The organism is Methylobacterium brachiatum, from assembly GCF_020523825.1.
Classification (GTDB): domain Bacteria; phylum Pseudomonadota; class Alphaproteobacteria; order Rhizobiales; family Beijerinckiaceae; genus Methylobacterium; species Methylobacterium brachiatum.
The window spans coordinates 46281-64305 of sequence record NZ_JAJALK010000016.1 but is presented as its reverse complement, the minus strand read 5'-3'; the positions used below and the strand labels follow the sequence as shown (position 1 = coordinate 64305).

General features: G+C 67.5%; 15 protein-coding genes. 2 read left to right on the top strand and 13 right to left on the bottom strand.

Features of this window, described 5'->3' with window-relative positions:
- Positions 1-3: 3 nt before the first annotated feature.
- The 7 genes from LGR69_RS26110 to LGR69_RS26080 form a co-directional block, all read right to left on the bottom strand.
- Positions 4-735 (bottom strand): ABC transporter ATP-binding protein, encoded by a 732-nt coding sequence (locus tag LGR69_RS26110; protein WP_091859104.1) that lies wholly within the window; start codon positions 733-735, stop codon positions 4-6.
- Complete coding sequence (locus tag LGR69_RS26105) at positions 728-2533, bottom strand: branched-chain amino acid ABC transporter ATP-binding protein/permease (RefSeq protein WP_230367845.1); 1806 nt, start codon at positions 2531-2533, stop codon at positions 728-730. The genes LGR69_RS26110 and LGR69_RS26105 overlap by 8 nt, the downstream gene beginning before the upstream one ends.
- Positions 2526-3359 carry a branched-chain amino acid ABC transporter permease gene (locus LGR69_RS26100; protein WP_230367844.1) on the bottom strand — a complete coding sequence of 278 codons (834 nt, stop codon included), beginning with the start codon at positions 3357-3359 and terminating at the stop codon, positions 2526-2528. Before LGR69_RS26100 ends, LGR69_RS26105 begins: the two co-directional genes overlap by 8 nt.
- 250 nt (positions 3360-3609) lie before the next feature.
- Positions 3610-4767: a substrate-binding protein gene (locus LGR69_RS26095; RefSeq protein ID WP_230367843.1), complete on the bottom strand. Its 1158-nt coding sequence runs from the start codon at positions 4765-4767 to the stop codon at positions 3610-3612.
- 35 nt (positions 4768-4802) lie between these two features.
- Complete coding sequence (locus LGR69_RS26090; RefSeq protein ID WP_230367842.1) at positions 4803-5648, bottom strand: nitrilase family protein; 846 nt, start codon at positions 5646-5648, stop codon at positions 4803-4805.
- A gap of 171 nt (positions 5649-5819) precedes the next feature.
- Positions 5820-6446, bottom strand: a complete 627-nt coding sequence (locus tag LGR69_RS26085) for an ANTAR domain-containing response regulator (protein WP_122161690.1) — start codon at positions 6444-6446, stop codon at positions 5820-5822.
- Positions 6443-7597: a transporter substrate-binding domain-containing protein gene (locus LGR69_RS26080; RefSeq protein WP_091859121.1), complete on the bottom strand. Its 1155-nt coding sequence runs from the start codon at positions 7595-7597 to the stop codon at positions 6443-6445. The genes LGR69_RS26085 and LGR69_RS26080 overlap by 4 nt, the downstream gene beginning before the upstream one ends.
- A gap of 421 nt (positions 7598-8018) precedes the next feature.
- Between LGR69_RS26080 and LGR69_RS26075 the strand changes: the two genes are divergently transcribed.
- The gene (locus LGR69_RS26075) at positions 8019-9341 is read left to right on the top strand and encodes an MFS transporter (protein WP_230367841.1); all 1323 of its coding nucleotides are present in this window, start codon (positions 8019-8021) and stop codon (positions 9339-9341) included.
- 413 nt (positions 9342-9754) lie between these two features.
- Here the strand turns inward: LGR69_RS26075 and fes are convergent, their stop codons facing one another.
- Together fes and LGR69_RS26065 are read right to left on the bottom strand one after the other, a co-directional pair.
- On the bottom strand, positions 9755-11341 hold the full coding sequence (fes, locus tag LGR69_RS26070; protein ID WP_230367840.1) for an enterochelin esterase: 1587 nt from the start codon (positions 11339-11341) through the stop codon (positions 9755-9757).
- Entirely contained in the window at positions 11335-13560 is a 2226-nt protein-coding gene (locus tag LGR69_RS26065; RefSeq protein ID WP_230367839.1) for a TonB-dependent siderophore receptor, read from the bottom strand. Before LGR69_RS26065 ends, fes begins: the two co-directional genes overlap by 7 nt.
- Positions 13561-13855: 295 nt before the next feature.
- Here LGR69_RS26065 and LGR69_RS26060 point away from each other — a divergent pair, with 295 nt between their 5' ends.
- A complete protein-coding gene (locus tag LGR69_RS26060; RefSeq protein ID WP_230367838.1) occupies positions 13856-14608 on the top strand; it encodes a helix-turn-helix transcriptional regulator in 753 nt (250 codons plus the stop codon).
- A gap of 10 nt (positions 14609-14618) precedes the next feature.
- Here LGR69_RS26060 and LGR69_RS32245 read toward each other — a convergent pair whose 3' ends face one another.
- The 4 genes from LGR69_RS32245 to LGR69_RS26045 all read right to left on the bottom strand — a co-directional run bounded on the left by LGR69_RS32245 (position 14619) and on the right by LGR69_RS26045 (position 17846).
- Positions 14619-14792 carry a hypothetical protein gene (locus LGR69_RS32245; protein ID WP_370881405.1) on the bottom strand — a complete coding sequence of 58 codons (174 nt, stop codon included), beginning with the start codon at positions 14790-14792 and terminating at the stop codon, positions 14619-14621.
- 1009 nt (positions 14793-15801) lie between these two features.
- Complete coding sequence (locus tag LGR69_RS32240) at positions 15802-16002, bottom strand: D-Ala-D-Ala carboxypeptidase family metallohydrolase (RefSeq protein ID WP_370881404.1); 201 nt, start codon at positions 16000-16002, stop codon at positions 15802-15804.
- 289 nt (positions 16003-16291) lie between these two features.
- On the bottom strand, positions 16292-16963 hold the full coding sequence (locus LGR69_RS26050) for a hypothetical protein (RefSeq protein ID WP_328505092.1): 672 nt from the start codon (positions 16961-16963) through the stop codon (positions 16292-16294).
- A 109-nt stretch (positions 16964-17072) separates the two neighbouring features.
- Positions 17073-17846 (bottom strand): hypothetical protein, encoded by a 774-nt coding sequence (locus LGR69_RS26045; protein ID WP_230367837.1) that lies wholly within the window; start codon positions 17844-17846, stop codon positions 17073-17075.
- Between the last annotated feature and the right edge of the window lie 179 nt (positions 17847-18025).

Sequence of the window (18025 nt, the reverse complement as noted above, 5' to 3'; positions counted from 1 at the left end):
GCCTCACACCGCGAGATGGTCGATGACGCGGGCCTGCGCATCCGGGGCCTTGGCCGAGCCGCTGTCGACGATCTCGCCGAGCTTGAGCACGGCGTAACGGTCGGCGAGGCCCAGCGCGAAGGCGACGTGCTGCTCCACCACCAGCATGGACAGGCCCGTTGCCCGCTCCGCCAGGAGCACGGCGCGCAGGCGCTCGACCATCGAGGGCTGCACGCCTTCGGAGATCTCGTCGATCAGGAGCAGGCGCGGGCGCAGCATCAGGGCGCGGCCGAGGATCAGCATCTTCTGCTCGCCCCCGGAGAGCGTGCCGGCGCGCTGGGCGAGCCGGTCCTTCAGGAACGGGAAGTGGCCGACCAGGCGCTCCAGCGCGTCCGGGAGGTGGCGGTCGGACGGGACCGCCAGGCGCAGGTTGTCGCGGATCGACAGGTCCTGGAACAAAGGCTGCTCCTGCGGCGCGTAGCCGACGCCGAGCGCCACGAGCTTGGCGGGGGAGAGGCCGGAGAGCGCCTGCCCGCCGATGGTGATCCTGCCGCCGCGCAGGGTCACCATTCCCAGGACGGTCTTGAGCAGGGTTGTCTTGCCCATGCCGTTCTTGCCGAGAAGGGCGACGATCTCGCCCGCGCCCACCGCCAGGGACACGTCCTTCACGATCGAGACGGCGCCGTAGCCGCTCGACACGGCATCGAGGGTGAGGGCGGCTCCCGCCGGCTCGGTGCGTCGTGCGGCCTCAACCATGGGCGCCTCCCGAATAGATGGTCCGGACCAGCTCGGAACCGACGACCGCGTCCACCGTGCCGTCGAGGACCAGGCGGCCCTGGTGCAGCACCACGATCCGGGACGAGATCTCCCGCACGAAATCGAGGTCGTGCTCGACCAGCACGGCGGCGATCCGGCGTCCGGCGGTCAGGGCCTTGAGGACGGTCCCGATGGTGGTGCGCTCGGCCTTGGTCAGGCCGGCGGTGGGCTCGTCGAGCAGGATCAGCCGCGGCTCCAACGCCACCACCATGGCGAGTTCCAGCGCCTGCTTCTGGCCGTGGGACAGGAGGCGCGCGGGCTGCGTCAGCAGGCGGTCGAGGCCGGTCATCCGCAGGACGTCGAGGGCCGCCTGCGGAAGGCCCAGCGTCGGGTCCCGGCCGACCGGGTTCAGCCCGTCATGCGGGGCCCGCGCGAGCCGCAGGCAATCGGCCACCGACAGGCTCTCGAACACGCTCGCAACCTGGAACTTGCGCCCGACCCCGAGCCCGACGATCCGGTTCGGCGTCAGCCCGGTGATCGCCGTGCCGCCGATGGCGATCGCGCCGGTGAAGGGCTCGGTGCCGTCGCTGAGGCAGCGCATCAGCGTGGTCTTGCCGGCACCGTTGGGGCCCACGAGGCTGACGAGCTCGCCCGCGCGGATCTCCAGATCGATGCCCTCCAGCACGGTCAGGCTGCCATAGGCTTTGGCCAGGCCGTCCACTTTGAGGATCGGAGCATCCGTCGCTGCCGCGGCGGCGGTAGCCTCCCGTGCCATCAGGACGGGGGCGGCGCGCTCGGGCCGGCCGAGCGGCAGCGCCCGCCACAGCCGGCCGGCGAGGTCGGCGAGCCCGCCCGGTAGCAGGATGATGATCGCCACGAAGGCCGTCCCCAGCAGGAGCTGCCAGAGGAAGGGCAGATCGCCGGAGAGATTGGCCGCGAGGTAGTCGATGGCGATCGTGCCCAGCACCGGGCCGAGCAGCGTGCCGCGGCCGCCGAGCGCCACCCAGATCACCAGTTCGGTGCCGAACAGGAAGCCGGCATTCTCGGGGGCGACCACGCCGGAGGCGTTGGCGAACAGGAAGCCCGCGAGCCCGGCCACGGCGGCGAGCGCGGCGGTCAGGAGGATCTGCAGGCGCCGGGGATTGAGGCCGAGATAGGCGCAGCGCGCCTCGTTGTCGCGCAAGGCCACGAGGGCGCGCCCGGCATCCGACCGGACCAGGATCCAGGCCGCCAGCGTGACGGCGATCAGGGCCAGCGCCGCGAGGCGGAAATAGCCCTCGCTCTCGAAGGGCAGCACGTCGAACCCGACGAGGCCGCTGCTGGAGCCGGTCCATTCCCCGCCCGAATAGATGAGCTGCACGACGACGATCGGGACGACCAGCGAGATCACCGAGGCGTAGAGCGGCGTCGAGCGGTGGTAGAAGGACAGCCAGCCGACCGCGAGCCCGAGCAGGGCCGACGCGACCAGCGCCGCCGCGATGGCCGCGGCGATCCCCAGCGGCGTCGCCCCGTAGGCGGCGAGGATCATCGCGGTGGCGTAGGCGCCGATGCCGAAGAACGCCGCCTGCCCGAAGGTCAGGATCCCCGCGAAGCCCCAGAGCAGGTCCACCGTGACGGCCAGCACCGCGTAGATCATCGAGCGGGTCAGGACGTTGACCGCGAAGGTGTCGAGGAAGAGCGGCGCGATCCAGAGAGCCAGCGCCGCCAGGGCCGCGGCCACGAAGGGCGCGGCGCGGGACAGGCGGCGTCCGCGGGGCGCCGCGGCGGCGCGCTCGGCGACGGGAAGGGTCTCAAGCACGGGAGAAACCTTTCGGGCTGATCCGCAGCACGAGAGCCGCGAGCACCGCGACGGCGATGCTGCCCAGGATCGGGCTGATGAAGGTGCTGATCAGGACCTGCGCGGCTCCGAAGACGAGGCAGGCGGCCGCGAGCGCCAGGAAGGACGCATCGGCCACCATCACCAGCATGAAGGCGCCGATCAGCCAGCTCACCCCCATGTTGGGATCGACGCTGGTCAGCGGCGTCAGGAGGACGCCGGCCAGCGCCGCCAGGCCCGCGCCGATCATGAACACGACGAGGCGCACCCGCCCGGTATCGATGCCGAGGCTGCGGGCCAGGGTCTCGTTGATGATCACCGCCCGGGCCGACAGGCCGAGCCGCGTCCGCTCGATGGTGAGGGCGAACAGGATCCCGATGACGAGGGCGATGCCGAGGGCCACGAGCCGGTAGGCGGAGTACTCGACGCCCAGGACAGCGACGGTGCCGGCATAGAGGTTCGGGGTGAGCTGGACGTCGCGGCCGAAGGCCAGGGTGATGAGCTGGCCGACGACGATCCCGAGCCCCCAGGTGGCCAGGATCGCGTCCAGCGGCCGGCGGTAGAGGGGGCGGATGATGAAATGCTCCGCCAGCCCGCCGAGGGCCGCGCCGACCACGAAGGCCAGGGGCAGCGCCGCCCAGGGATTGAGCCCGAGCTTGGCCGTCACCACGGCGCAGTAGGCGCCGACCGTCAGCCACGCCCCGTGGGCGAAGTTGATGATCTTCAGGACCCCGAAGATCGCGAGCAGGCCGATCGAGACGATGAACAGGATCGCCGCGGTGGTCAGGATGTCGAGGGTGAGGAGCATCGGGGTTTCCGGGTGCGCGGGATCGGCAGAGGGCGCGGCGGGTGACGAGGCGCGCCCTGCCCCGCGGAGGCTACGATGATCACGGATCTCCGGTGGACGCCGGCAGTGGTGGCAGGGCGCGACCTGCCCCCTCTCCCGCACGGGAGAGGGGACCCGCGCTTCATCTCGGAGCCGCGTAGCGGCAGCGAGAACGGGGAACCGATTGCCTCCGAGAGGGCTGGAGATCGTCGGATCCCTCAGCCCCCGCCCTTCAGGGCAGCTTCGGGCACTGCTCGCCGGGATCGACGTCCTTGAAGGTGCCGGCGACCTTCACGGTGCCGTCCTTCTGGATCTGGCCGAGATACATGGTCAGGGGGGCGTGATGCTGCTTGCTCATGCGGATCGTGCCCCGCGGCCCGGTCACGCTCACAGCGGGCAGGGCCTCGAGCACCTTCGCCGTCTCGGTTCCGCCCGCCTTCTCCACGGCGGCCTTGTAGAGGTAGATCGCCTCGTATTCCGGCACCGAGAGATCGTTGGGCGTGCGCAGCTCGGCGCCGAACTTCGCCTTCATGGCGGCCAGGAAGGTCTTGTTCTCCGGGCTGTCGATCCCGGTCACGTAGGAGGCCGAGAGGTAGACGCCCTCGGCGTCGGCGCCCATGCTCTTGGCGGTGCCCTCGTCCAGGGCGAGGTTGGCGAAGGGCAGCAACACGCCGGCGCCGCGCAGCTGCTTGGTGAGCGTGACATTCGGCGCGCCGCCGGCCGTGGAGGTGATCAGCGCGTCGGGCTTGGCCTCCTTCAGCTTGGAGATGATCGCGGTCCAGTCGCTGCCGTCCATCGGCAGGTATTCCTCGCCCACCACCTTGCCGCCGGTCTTCTCGGCGTAGCTCTTGGCGAAGCCGAGCATGCCGCGGCCGAAGGCGTAATCGCTGCCGATGAGGAAATAGGTCTTGGCGCCCTTGGCCTTGAAGGCGTCGACCACCGGCGGCACCTGCTGCTCGGGCACCCAGGCATTCACGAACATGTTCTTGTTGCAGGAATGCCCCTCGTAGAACGAGGTGTAGATGTACGGCACGCGACCCTTGGTGACGGCGGGCAGGCCGGCGTTGCGGGCCGCGCTCGTCTCCATCGAGATCAGGACGTCGACCTTCTTCTGATAGATCAGGCCGTCGAAGGCCTTCTGGGCGCCGGCCGCGCCGGAGGCGTCGTCGGCCACCTCCAAAACGAGCTTGCGGCCGAGCACGCCGCCGCTCGCATTGATCTCCGCGACCGCGAGCTCCGCCGATTGCACCACCGAGGGGGCGACGACGCTGTTGGCCCCCGACAGGCCGATCGGCACGCCGATGACGATCGGCTTGCCGTCGGCGGCCTGCGCGGCCGAGGCCGCGAGCACGAGCGCGGCGGCGGTGCCGATGAGAGAACGTGTCACCATGAATGGGCTCCTGGAAAAGACGATGCGGGGCGGGGTCAGCCGTAGATGTCGGTCCGGCGGTCGCGCAGGAGAGAGTTGAACGCGTTCAGGTCCTTGCGGCCGGCCTCGTCGAGATCGACCAGGGCCGAGAGGGTCTCGGTCCGGTCGCGGCTCGCCGGGCCGGCCAGGGGCCAGCCCTTGGGGCCGATGATCAGGCTCTGGCCCTCGAAGGGCTGGCCGCGCTCCACGCCGACCCGGTCGGCGCAGGCGATGAAGAGGCCGTTCGTATGGGCGGCGGCCCGGTGCAGGGTGTTGGCCATGGCGGCCTCGCCCGCGGGCTGGTCGGGCATCGGCACCCAGTTGGTCGGGATGCAGACGATCTCGGCGCCCCCGAGGGCGAGCTGCCGGAAGGTCTCGGGGAACCAGCCGTCGTAGCAGATCGCGATCCCGATCTTGCCGAGCGCCGTGTCGAAGACCGGGAAGCCGAGATCGCCCCTGGCGAAGAACACGTTCTCCTGGTCCCAGAGATGCGCCTTCCGGTAGGTGCCGATGTAGCCCTGCGGCCCGACGATCACGGCGGCGTTGTAGAGGGTCGCGCCCGCGCGCTCGGCGATGCCGGCCACGATGTGCACGCCGAGTTCCGCCGCGAGCGCCGCCCAGGCCCGGGTCGTCGGCCCGTCCGGCACCGGCTCGGCGAGGGAGGCCGCCTCCGCGTCGGATTCGAACACGTAGCCGGTGCTGGCGAGTTCGGGCAGGACGATCAGGCGGCTGCCCTCCGCCGCGGCGGCGCGGATGAGATCCGCTCCCCGCGCGATATTGGCCGCCACGGCACCGAATTGCGGCTCGAACTGGATGCAGGACACCCGTAACGGCGGGCGTGCGGGATCGCTCGCTTGGATCATGCTGGCTCCAAAACGCAAAAAGCCCCTGGGCGCGGACATCATCCGCGGACCAGAGGCTCCAAAGCCGAGATGTGATGCAGCAATCCTGCTGCGGGGCAACCTTGCCCGGTAAGACTACGATACGCGCCTGAAGACGCGCCGCAAGGCGATATTTGCGGCACGATGCTGCAGTCAGGTCTTTTCCGCCAACGCGATGCGCAGGCCGAGGCCGCTCATCGCCTCGTGGGCCGAGACCACGCTCTCGGCCACGCTCGCCATCGGCACCCGTGAGGCGGTCGCGCGATCCCGGAGCATCCTGTAGGCGGCCTCCTCGTCGATCCGGTTGAGCTCCACCAGCAGCCGGACCGCCTTCTCGACGGTGCGGCGGCCCTTCATGGTCTCCTCCAAGCGGTTGATCTTGCTGGTCAACCGGCCCTCGTAGCCGCGCCGGTAGCGCGCCAGGGCGAACTGGGTCAGCACCCCGCGCGGGTGGAGCGGCTTGTTGAGCACGCCGTGGGCGTTGACGTCGGCGATCGCCTTCAGGGATGTCGGGCTCTCGTAGGCCACGATGGCGATGACGGCGGGCTCGATCTCCTCGATCGACGGCAGGAGGTGCATCACCTGCGCGTCGTCGAGCTGGATGAACAGCGTGTCGATGTCCGGCGGCAGGGCCGCCGGCGGCGGCCAGACGAGGGAGACCGCGCAGCCGAGGCGCCGGAGCTGCTCCAGGAGCGCGGCGCCCTCCTCGTCGCTCGGATGGATGACCAGGGCGCGAGCCCGCCTCAGGTCGTCCAGGATCTTGCGGGCGGGCGCCGTCACGCGGCCATCCCCTCGTCGAGCCAGTTCGTCTCGAACCGGGACCAGGCGAGGTACGGATCGGGCCGCACCGGCCGGCGCGCCCGCCAGACCACGTCGAATTGCCCGTCCGGGCGGGCGATGCCGATCCCGGGGGTGAGCCAGATGTGGCGCGTCTCGCTGTCGAAGGCGAGTTCGCCCTCCGGTGCCGCGAGGCGCTGCCGCAGGGCCGCGGCGCCCAGGCGCCCGGCATCGAGGGTGCCGGCCTCGGCCAGCGCACGGGCGAAGAGATGCACCTGCGCGTAGGCCGTTTCCGACCACATGCTGGTCGGGCGCCCGGGCCCGAACCGCGCCTCGAAGGCTGCCCGGAAGCGCCGGTTCTCCTCGCCCGCGAGGGCCGCGAAATACGAGGCGGCCAGGACGTGGCTGCTGCACAGCTCCGGGCCGATCGCCCGGATCTGTCCCTCCGCCAGGGTCAGGCTGGCGATCGGGCAGCGCGCCCGGTCGATCCCCGACGCCGCGTAGGCCCGGTAGAGCCGCTCGGCGCCGCGCCCGACCACGGTCGAGAACACCGCGTCCGGCGCGGCGTGCCGGATCTCGGCGATCATCGCAGCGTGGGCCGCGTCGTCGGCGTCCAGCGGCGCATAGCGTTCGCCCACGATGCTCCCGCCCTTCGCCTCGATGAGATCGCGCATCACCCGGTTCGACTCGCGCGGGTAGATGTAGTCGGACCCGATCAGGAAGATCCGCGGGCCATGCTCCTGCAGGAGGTAATCTGCCAGCGCGAAGACGTTCTGGTTGAGGGTCGCGCCCGTATAGATGATGTTCTCCGAGTACTCGAAGCCCTCGTAGATCGACGGGTACCAGAGCAGGCCGTTGTGCCGCTCGACGGTGGACAGAACCGATTTGCGGCTGGCCGAGAGCGAGCATCCGAAGATCACCTCGGCCCCGTCCTCGGCGAGCATCCGGCGGCCATAGGACCGATACGCGTCGTTGTCGCCGGCCGGATCGTAGCAGATCGGTTCGATCGGCCGCCCGAGCACGCCGCCGGCGGTGTTGATCTCCTCAATCGCGAGGGCGGTGCCGAGGAAGTGCTCGGTCTCCGTGATGCCGCTGACCCCGCTGCGGGAGAACAGGACGCCGACCCGCCATGTCGCCTCATCCTTGCCTGCCATGGCATCCCCACCCGCCCCGAAAACCCGCCCGACGGGCGGTCGCGCGCACGCCGTCCTATCGCAGTCGCGACAGCCTGGGAAACCGACGTGATGGGGCGGCAGGTACGATGGCAGGGCACGGTGATAGCGCACGGCGGATATTCGACGTGCTTAAAGCATCAGATCAGAGATAGACGCCCCTCAGACCAGGATGCGAGCGTGCGCGCTCGCGCCGGGACGAGGGCTGAGTCATCCGGATCGACGCGGATCCGGCCGCGAGCGACCGCCATCCAGACCTTTGACGCGTCCGAGACGCGCGGCCCTGTGGCCAGCTGCCGGGTCTTTGTGCATCAGACGGTCCCGGTCGTCGCCGCGGCCCGATCGCGCGGAGACGCCGGTCCGGCCGACCGGGCGATCGGCATCCGCCGCTCGGGGTATGAGAATGACCACGGCCTCCTACGATGCGGCGCTGGCCGCCACCGGCGTCGGCGCGTTCCAGAAGCGATTGTTCGCCCTGTTCGGCCTCGTCTGGGCGGCGGACGCGATGCAGGTGCTCGCCATCGGCTTCACCGCCCCCTCGATCGCCGCCGGATTCGGCATCCCCGTCCAGCAGGCGCTGCAGACGGGAACCGCCCTCTTTCTCGGCATGCTGGTCGGCGCCTTCCTGTTCGGCCGCCTGGCCGACCGTTTCGGGCGCCGGCCTGTCCTGATCGCGACCGTGCTGATCGACGCCGCCTTCGGCCTCGCCTCGGCCTTCGCCCCGAGCTTCGGCTGGCTCCTGGCCCTGCGGTTCCTGACCGGCCTCGGGGTCGGCGGCACGCTGCCGGTGGACTACGCGATGATGGCCGAGTTCCTGCCCGCCGATCGGCGGGGCCGGTGGCTGGTGGCGCTGGAAGGCTTCTGGGCGGTCGGCACCGTGGTGCTGGCGCTGGCCTCGCTCGCCGCGCACGGGACGCGACCGGAGGAGGCGTGGCGGATCGTGTTCATGATCACCGCCGCGCCCGCGCTGGTCGGCCTCGGGCTGCGCATCCTGATCCCCGAATCGCCGCTCTTCCTCCTCCGGCGCGGCCGCACCGCGCAGGCCGAGGCCGTGCTCGCGAGGGTCGCGCGCACGAACGGACGCCCCGCCAGCGCGCCGAACCTGTCGCAGGCTGCCCGATCGCTCGGGACACCGAGATCCGCCGGCTCGATCTTCCGCCCGGACCTCCGGCGGCGCTCGGTGCTGATCCTGGCCGTCTGGCTGCTCGTGTCGGCCTCGTATTACGGCGTCTTCGTCTGGCTGCCGGTGCGGCTGGCGGGACAGGGCTTCGGCTTCCTGCGCGGCGAGGCCTTCCTCGTGCTGGTCGCGCTCGCGCAGCTGCCGGGCTACGCGCTCGCCGCGTACGGGGTGGAGCGCTGGGGGCGACGTCCGACCCTCATCGCCTTCCTGCTCCTCAGCGCGTTCGGCTGTCTCGCGTTCGGCATTGGATCGTCGGTCGGCTTCCTCGCGGCGGCGACGCTCCTGATGAGCTTCGCGCTGCTCGGCACATGGGGGGCGCTCTACGCCTTCACGCCCGAGCTCTATCCCACGGAACTCCGCGCCACCGGCATGGGCAGCGCCGGCGCGGCGGCCCGCCTGGGGGGCCTGCTCGCACCGTCCGTCCTGGCGCCGGTGCTGGCGAGCGGCTTCAACCTCGCGCTCGGTGCCTTCGCGGCGCTGCTCGCGCTCGCCGCCGCGCTCACGCTGCTGATCGCGGTCGAGACCCGGCGGATGCCGCTCGGGTGACGCTTGTGTGGCCGGCGGGGCTGGCTCTGCCGCTGACGGTGGACTGTCCCGCTTGAGAGGCGCTCGATGCCTTGGTTGCGGAGGCAACCAGAGCCTCGACGGCCTGATGATGGCCCGGAGGTCGCCGCGCGCCCGCATGAACGAAGCCGCGGGCGACATCTCCCGATCAGGCAGGCTGACCGGTCACGCCGGTTTCGCAGCCGTCGGCCGCCTGCAGGTGGAGCCGTCGAACGCCTCACGATCTCTGGCACGGACAAAATTCGGGCCCAGTCCTTTCTGAGGCCGGGCATGCCATGAACGAGAACCTGACCGCTCCAGCCCGGCTGAACGCCCGACCTCGGGAAGGTCCGATGTCTGGTGGGCGAGACAGGTGTGCCGGTGAAACCACCATGAACCGGTATTCGCGAGGCGCCTCAATCGATCGTGCGGGCGCCGGCGATGGCCAAAAGACCGTCTGCGAGCGCGCCGCGCCAGACCAGATAATCGTGCCCGCCGGCATAGTCCCGGCCCGTGACGGGGTAGCCCCGGCTCTTGAGGCGCTCGCGCAGGCGCCGGGTCGTCTCCAGGATGCCGTCCGAGCCCTGATGGGCGCCCTCGAACAGGCCGGCGCTCATGTGGAAGCGCAGGTCTCGGCGCGTCGCGCGGGCGACGAGCTCCGCCAGGCGCTCCGGATGCCACCAGAACGAGCCCGACATCGCGATGACGTTGCCGAACAGCTCGGGATGGGTCAGCGCCACGGTGGTGGCCGCCAAGCCGCCATAGCTCGATCCGGCCAGGATCGTGCGGGCGGGCGGGATGGCCGCGCGGCTGCGCGCCTGGATGGCCGGCAGCAGGTCCCGCGCCAGGAAATCCGCGAAGGCCGGGTTGCCGGGGAGTTCCCGGGTGCGCGTCTCGGCATCGATCTCCGAGACGAACACCGCCAGCGTCGGCGGCAGCCGCCCGTCGGCCGTGAGGGCGTCGAGGATCCGGGGCGTCGGCACCTTGGTGAGATAGGCCTTCGCGTCGAACAGGATCAGCAGCTGGTTGCGCCGGTCCGCCGGGTCGAAGCCCGCCGGCGTGTAGAGCGTGATGCTGCGGGTGTTGCCCAGGCCCGCACTCGACAGCCGGAACCGGGTGAAGGTGCCCCGCGGGGCCGAGAGGTCCTCGAGCCCCGGCTGGACCGGTGCGGCGGGCAGCTCCAGTGTCGATTCCTGGTTGAACGCGTCCGGCGCGTCCGCCGGCCAGGGGTGATGGTTCAGAGGATCGGCGGCCGCCGTGGCGAGCAGGGCGATGCGGCGCTCGCGGTCGCTGCCAGGAGGGGCCGGCACGTCGGGGGCGATCCGGTAGGACAGGCGTGTGTCCGGAGGAACCGTGAAGCTTTTGAACCAGACATCGCTGCCGGCGAGGCGGCTCAGCCATTCATGGTCGCCCGACGGCGCCCCGACGAGCCGCACGTTCGTCCGGTTGCCCCGCGCCAGGAAGGTGAGGATGACCTGGCCGTCGCCGCCCGCCTCGACCAGGGGCGTGCCGCGCCGCGCCACATCGGCCCAGAACGCCTCCGTGCCGCCGCCTGCCTCGACGCTGCGCGCCAGGGCCGCCATGACGGGGCTGGTCAGCCGCGGCGGCGGCGACACCGCCTTCGGCGGGGCGACGATCGCCTCCGTGGTGAGATGGGCCGTCCCGTCTTCGAGGGCCATGAGCACCAGGCGCGCGGGCCCGCCCGGCGCCACGAAATGGACCACGGTGCGGCCTTCGACATCGTCGGCGAGGCGGCGGATCGGTCGGCCGTCGTCCGCCACGAGGTCGAGTTGGAAGCGACCGGCGCCGACCGCGAGCGTGCCCCGCACATAATCGCCGGGCTGGGCAACCAGCACCAGGGATCGCACCTGGCCGGCGGCCAAGCGGTGGCTCGCAACGGTCTCTGCAGGCTGCGTCCCCGGAGGCGGCGCGCCCTCGGAGTGGGGCGCGGACATCCCGAGGACCAAGCCGGCCATGACCAGGGCCGCGAGCGACCTCACCACCGGTATTTCAGCGCCCCGGTGACGGTAAACCCGTCTCCGTAGAAGCAGGCCCCGGCGCCCTGGCACGACGCCACGTAGGTCACATTGCCGATATTCTTGGCGTTGAGCTGAAGGGCGGCGCCGTCGAAGCGGCGGTCCAGAACGCCGAGATCGTAGCTCAGCATGGCGTCGACCAACGCGTAGGACGGCACCTTCACGGTGTTGGCACTGTTGCCCCAGCTCGTGCCTAGGTAGCGAATACCGGCGCCGAGCTGGAGGCCCCTGAGCAGTCCCGTGTCGAAGGTATAGGCCGCCCAGAGCGAGGCCATGGTACCGGGGATGCGCGGCGGCGTCTTGCGGAACTCGGTCGGATCGCCGGTCCTCTCGATGATCGAGTCGATGTAGGAATAGCTGGCGATCAGGGAGAGATTGGCGGTGATGTCGCCCTGGGCGGACAGATCGACGCCCTGGTTGTGGACGACGCCGATCTGCTTGAAGATGAACTTTCCGAACGTGTCCGAGTAGGCGCTGACCACCCTGTTATTCTGCACAATGTCGTAATAGGCGGCCGTGAGCAGAAGGTGCGTTCCCTCCGGGGTGTACTTGATGCCGCCCTCGAACTGGTCCGCCGTAGTCGGTTTGAACGGCGTGTTGCCCATGGGCGGCTGATCGAGGACTGGCTCGAACGAGGTGGCGTAGCTCACATAGGGTGCGATGCCGTTCGGCAGGGTGTAGAGCGCACCCACGCGATAGGTAAAGGCACTGTCGTCGTAGCGCATGGCGGTCCGCGGCACGGAATCGGTGGTCGACGTCTTCGCCCAATCCTCCCGGAGACCGGCCAGGAGGTGGAGATCACCGATCGTCATTTGGTCTTGCAGGTAGACACCGACCTGGCTGGCAGACGTGTTCAGGTTTGAGTCCGGCTCGAGGACCAAGCGCGAAAAATCGTAGCCGTAGATCGGACGGGCTAGGCTGATGCTGGGCACGTTCTTCCGGTTGAAGCCCCAGTGATAGTCGCGGGTCCGGTCGCGATAGTCGAGGCCGGCCAGGATCGTGTGTTCGACTGGGCCGGTGGCGAGCTTCAGCTCGACCTGATTGTCGTTGGTCAGCGTGCCCCAGGCGTCTGTGCCACCCGATGCGGAACGACTAATGAGCGTCTTCGCGCCGGTTGCCGAATCGAGACTGGTGCGCCCCCAGGTGAGCGTCCGCTGCTCGTAATCGACCCAGGCGTAGCGCAGCTTCTGACGCAGCGTGAGGGCGTCGCCGATCCTGTGCTCGAACTCGTAGCCGATCCAGGCCTGTGTGCGCTCCGCCTTCTCGAAGTTGGGGTCGGAGACGAAGAAGTCTCGCCGCACGTAGCCGTAGTCTTTGATCGGCCGGATCGTCCCATCAGCATCGAGGAAGTTGCGGAAGCCGAAATTCGGTTCCCACTGGTAGCCGGACAGGATGGTCAGCGTCGTGTCCGGGCTGGGAGCCCAGCTGAGCGAGGGGGCGACCGCGATACCCTGTTGACGGGTGAAGTCTTCCTGCAGGTGCGTGGTCAGCCCGGTGCCGACGAGGCGGAAAGCGAGGGACTCCGTGCCCGACACCCGGTCGGAGATGTCGAACGATCCTTGCAGGAACGCCCTATTGCCGACGGTCAGCCAGATCTCGCGCAACGGCCCCGAGAACAGCGGCTTCTTGCTCACCATGTTGATGAGGCCGCCGGGATTGACCTGGCCGTAGAGCACCGAGCCCGGGCCGGAGAGCAGCTCCACCCGTTCGAGCAGATACGGGTAGACCTTGGAGTAATCGACGTCGCCGCCAAAGAGCATGCCGTCGAGGTAGCGCGGCACGTAGGAGAAGCCGCGCACGAACACCTCGTCCCGCACGTTAGAGGCGCCGCGATAATCGGCGATCACCCCGGGCGAGTAGCCGAGCGACTCGGCGACCGATCGGACCTGCTGATCGTCCATCTGCTGCCGACCGATCACAGTGATCGATTGCGGCGTCTCGGCGATCTTCGCGCTGGTCTTGGTGCCGGAGAAGGTTTGCCGAGCCACGTAGCCCCGCACCGGGCCGTCACCGCGCTCGCCGCGGCCTTCCACCGACAGGGTGTCGAGCGCGACCGCAGCGATGGGCGCCGGTCCGCTGACACTTTGGGCCAGCGCGGCGCTGAGGGCGATCGTGCTCGCCGCCCCGGTGAGAAGGATCGAGAGGGCCAGACGCAGGGACGTTCCGGAACAGATGTGCGACCGCATGGACGAGACCTTGGCAACACGCCGCGCATGATCCGTCGCGCGAGAGCACGTGATGCTGAGCGCTCCGTATAGGCCCCAGCATTCCGAAGCTCCACGAAGGTTAGCGTTGCCACAGCGGCGGATTTCTTTGTAGGAACGGCGCGCCTTGCGTCGGAAATATCGTTTTAACTTGTATCTTTTCTAAAGTGATTGGCGTATGAATGCTATGGATCATCTGTCCGTCAGCGTGATCGACGGGCGGACAGGCTGCGTATGCGACGCAGCCGTCAGCGAAATCAGCCCAGGTTTGCTCGTGATGGTCTTGTCTGAGGGCGCGCATCGATTGTTCATCGACGGTCAGGCGTTGGATGTGCAGGGAGGCGACGAAGGGGGCGACGGAACGGTGGTCCTGCTCAACACCACCCGTGCGTCGCGCCTGCACCATGATCCCGGCGAGGCGGCGCCCGTCCGGTCCGTGACGATCGCGGCGCCCCATGCGTGGCTGGACGGGCTGAGGCGCGCGACGACCGAGACCGACCCGGTCCTCCAGGATTTCCTGTCCACGCATCGCGCGCAGCTGACCGTCCCGGCGAGCCGGCAGATCCGCCATCTGGCGGATCAGATCTACGACCCGCCGCCGACCCTGGGCGGCGCGATGCGCGCCCTTCATTGCAAGGCGCGGGCCCTCGACATCCTGTGCCAGGCCTGTGCGGCCGTGAGAGAGCACACGGGCGAGCGCTCGCACCCGCACCTCGCAAGCCGCCGTCGTAGCGAACGGGTCCGGGACTACGTGCTGGCCAATCTCGGCGCGAATCTCACCATCGAGAGGATTGCCGCGGAGATCGGGGCGAGCGTGTCCTCCGTCCAGCGCCACTTCAAGGAACACTTCCGGATGACGGTGTTCGAATTCATCCGCAGCGAGCGGCTCGCTCAGGCCTGCGCGGCGCTGGAGCGGGACGGCGTCACCATCGCCCAGGCGGCCTACGTGGCGGGCTACGCGGATCCCTCGAACTTCACGGTGGCGTTCAAGCGGGCCTACGGCGTCCTGCCCAAGCACAAGCGGCGGTGACGGCGCCCGCTCATGCCCAGAGCGTGGCGCCGCCATCGACATAGAGGTCGGCCATGGTGACGGGACCGGCCCTATCGGAGGCGAGGAACAGCAGGGCGTTGTTGACGGCGGTCTCGTGTTGGGCGCGCGGAAAATCGTTGACCGCGAGGAACGGCTCGATGGCGCGCAAGAAAGCGTCAGACACCGTGAGCAGGCCGTCGATAGGGGCTGAATGCCACACACGCTGATCGGCGCGTGCCGCCCGCCTGCATCAGGGCTTCGCGACTGATGCGCTGGATGGCGTTGAAGTGGTGCTTCACCAGCACGCTACCGCCCGATGCCAGCCGAATCGGACCTATGCCGGGCCTGTACGCCTCGAAATCTGGCGTGCCTGGGCCGGAGCAGAGGGCCGTGCCGGTTCCAACCCACCGCGGATCTGTCAGGCTCGCGGCTTAAACCACGCTTCCGTGGGGAGATCCGGCGAGAAAGCCTGGGGATTGTTCCATAAGTTCTTGCCACCCATCGCTTTTCCGAACCGAAAAGTGAGTGGTGGTGCGGGTAGTCGTGATCAAACACGTCTCTGTGCGTGATTTCCCTGTCTATGCGGAAATTACAGGGAAAGACTTCGGAAAAACGAGCTTCGTACGCATGCACACTCGGGACTTCGCAGCAGGTGCAGGAGCTTAGCGGCATTTTCCCTACGTGATGGTACAGGGAAGCGAAACAGCGTGTGCAGGGAAGCGCAGAAGGCGCTCAGAGTGCGGGATTTGCAGCATTTCTGTGGGCTTGGGAATGGCCTTTTGCCAAAAGCAAACTGAAGGCTCAGCGCCCATCTCGGTCGCAGAAGGGGCTGTCTTATGGCAACGGTCTGATAGGGCTCGTTCGATGGGACGGCCATGCTGGAACAGCTTGACCGTCCAAGAAGGCGGCGTTCCACTAAACCGAGCTCTAGCAAGACGGCCTATTTTCAACGGCCCTAAAAAATTTCTGATTTTGTTTTGTCTATGCTTCCAAGCTATCCACCTTTACGAATTTGACTTCTACATATCTGTCTTTTCTTTGAGGGGTAATGCCCTCTGTTATGAATGCAACTCCAGAGCTTGAAACTATCGTTTTTTCTAAAGTGTAATGACCGACATGAATATGCTCGGCTTCAGTTTGCGTGCAATGTCCGTGATGTATTATCTGGACTTTATATAATGACGGCAAGCAATTCATAAGATTTTGCGCTTTTTCATCAAAACAGCAAACACGTCTTTCTCTGTCATTCCAGCTACGTGCAGATCGGCCGCCCTGTGTTTCAAGTGTAGGCTTTTTTTCGCCCTTTCTTTCACTACGTGGTCACGATCACCACTGTTCACGTTTACCTTTCGTTCCAAATCATTGGATATATTATCAAATAAATGCTCGAGCATGTTGTCCGAAGTATGTTTTTTATAATTTACGCCAGTTATTCCATCGTTTTTAGGTATCATTTTTATGACATTCAATTCGAGTGGGTTACTTAATTTAAACGCTTTGATATGAAGAAATGCACCGATTATATGGTTTTACCGGTTCGATTTAAGTATTAAGATGACGTATAGAGTGAGCGGTCTGACGGCCCATACAGGTGGGATTGGCGAGCGCGGGATCAGCTTTGAGACGCTGGCGCGGCACCATCTCGGCCGAGAGACCTTTGAGCACGCACTGACGGCGACTGTTCTAGACCGCATTGAAGCCGCGCAGCACTATCTCCAGGTGGGAATGACTGTAGAGCGTGATACCCAGCACCTCCCGCTGAACGCAACCGTTGGAGCGCTTGACCATGCCATTGGTCTTCGGCGTGTAGGGGCGCGTCATGCGATGCTGTACACCGTGCTGTTCGCAGGCGGCCTCGAAAGCATCGGCTGTGAAGCAGGAGCACCGATGGGTGACCCGGAAGGGTAAGGCGCCGAGCGCGTCCGCGAGGAAGGCGCTGGCAAAGACTATGGTCTCGTCATCCTTGACCGCGAGGTGCACGTAGCGGAAGGCGCGGTCGATGGCGACGTACCGGTCGCGTTGACAAGTGGTGCCGTCACGGTCGCGCAGTTTGAGCAGGTGCTTCACGTTGACGTTGATGAAGCCGACTTGGTAATCCTGGAAGGTGCCGTGCGGCTTACGGGCTTGCTCGGCGGGCGGCAGCCGGTTGAGGCTCTCCACCCTGAGGATGCGGTAGCTGGCGTCCCGGTTCAGGTGCGACGGGAAGTGGCTGACCACGAAGGTCAGCGCGTCGAGACGGAAGCCGGTGGAGACGCCGTAGCGCTTGGCCAGCACCCCGGAGCTGTCATGCGAACGGGCGATCTCGGCGCGAACCGCCGGAATGTTGCGGGCTTGGGTATGGATGGCGATCATCACCGCGCCCTCCTGGCAGCGCGGCGGCGCACCCCCTCGAACCGCCAAGCCCAGGCTTTGATCGCCCAATGGGCCACATCTCAACGACGTTCCGCAACCAAACAATAGGCTCTCAGAGCGAACTGGCGATCGAACCAAAACCCATAGCCCGAGCACGCGCGCGAACCAGAGCCTTCTGATCCTCCCGCAATTGTTCGAGCAGCGGGCGTGCTGCCGAGTAGACCCGCATCCCCGTGCCGATACCAAAGGCGTCTTTTGGATCTTGGCCGGCGCGGACCATCGCTGTCTGCTGCGCGCTGATCTCCAGCAACGCCTGTTCGACTGGAATCCAGTACGGCTCCTGCTCGCGTGTGAGCCGTAAAGCCATGCGCATCCGCCGGATCTCGACGAGGGTCAACAATCCGTCGGCGCGCGGTTGCGCGGTGAGCGGAGCGGTTTGAGCAGGCGGGGCAGCCTGGGGCGGATGGATCGAGGGGCGGGGCAGAGATTTCGGGTCTGGCCTATGAATCTGCAGCGCCCCAGGCCTGACGAATTCCTTTGTTGGCCCGCCGACAGGGGCGTCAACCCGGTCGCCGGGCGACAGGGTCGCCGACTTTATCGCAGGTTCAGACTCAGCCAAAGGAGCAGGCTCGCTACGCCGCGTATCGGGTGCGAGCACCATGGTTTGAGCGCTCGGCCGCGACTGGCGTGATGGGGGCGCCGACGGCACAGCAGCCTCGAAGGGCTTGGTGACGGTCATGCCTTCCATCAACAAACTTTGTTGCGTTTCCGACGTGGGCCTGCGCTCGTCGGGTGACAGGCTGACGATCACGAAAGCCCCGATTGTCACGGCGGTGACAAACGCTGCCGCGCCGCCGACCACAACTGGGAGCTCCCGCGCCACCATCCCCGTTCCTCCAAGCGCCACGGATTGTTCTGGCTCCTCCGGCATGATGGCAGAGGCTCGGCTGCTGTGCCCATCATCGCGAAAGATTGTCTTCGTGCATAGAGCATCGTTTTTGAAATCGAGGTGGGGATGATATTGAAGACTATCGAGTCGGCGCCGTCTTTTCCGAAAAGCGGAGA

Excerpts from the sequence above, each read along its gene's own strand:
- LGR69_RS26110 (WP_091859104.1), bottom strand. The coding sequence starts at position 735 with ATGGTTGAGGCCGCACGACGCACCGAGCCGGCGGGAGCCGCCCTCACC.
- LGR69_RS26100 (WP_230367844.1), bottom strand. The coding sequence starts at position 3,359 with ATGCTCCTCACCCTCGACATCCTGACCACCGCGGCGATCCTGTTCATC.
- LGR69_RS26095 (WP_230367843.1), bottom strand. The coding sequence starts at position 4,767 with ATGGTGACACGTTCTCTCATCGGCACCGCCGCCGCGCTCGTGCTCGCG.
- LGR69_RS26090 (WP_230367842.1), bottom strand. The coding sequence starts at position 5,648 with ATGATCCAAGCGAGCGATCCCGCACGCCCGCCGTTACGGGTGTCCTGC.
- LGR69_RS26080 (WP_091859121.1), bottom strand. The coding sequence starts at position 7,597 with ATGGCAGGCAAGGATGAGGCGACATGGCGGGTCGGCGTCCTGTTCTCC.
- LGR69_RS26075 (WP_230367841.1), top strand. The coding sequence starts at position 8,019 with ATGACCACGGCCTCCTACGATGCGGCGCTGGCCGCCACCGGCGTCGGC.
- LGR69_RS26065 (WP_230367839.1), bottom strand. The coding sequence starts at position 13,560 with ATGCGGTCGCACATCTGTTCCGGAACGTCCCTGCGTCTGGCCCTCTCG.
- LGR69_RS26060 (WP_230367838.1), top strand. The coding sequence starts at position 13,856 with ATGGTCTTGTCTGAGGGCGCGCATCGATTGTTCATCGACGGTCAGGCG.
- LGR69_RS32240 (WP_370881404.1), bottom strand. The coding sequence starts at position 16,002 with ATGCTCGAGCATTTATTTGATAATATATCCAATGATTTGGAACGAAAG.
- LGR69_RS26045 (WP_230367837.1), bottom strand. The coding sequence starts at position 17,846 with ATGGTGGCGCGGGAGCTCCCAGTTGTGGTCGGCGGCGCGGCAGCGTTT.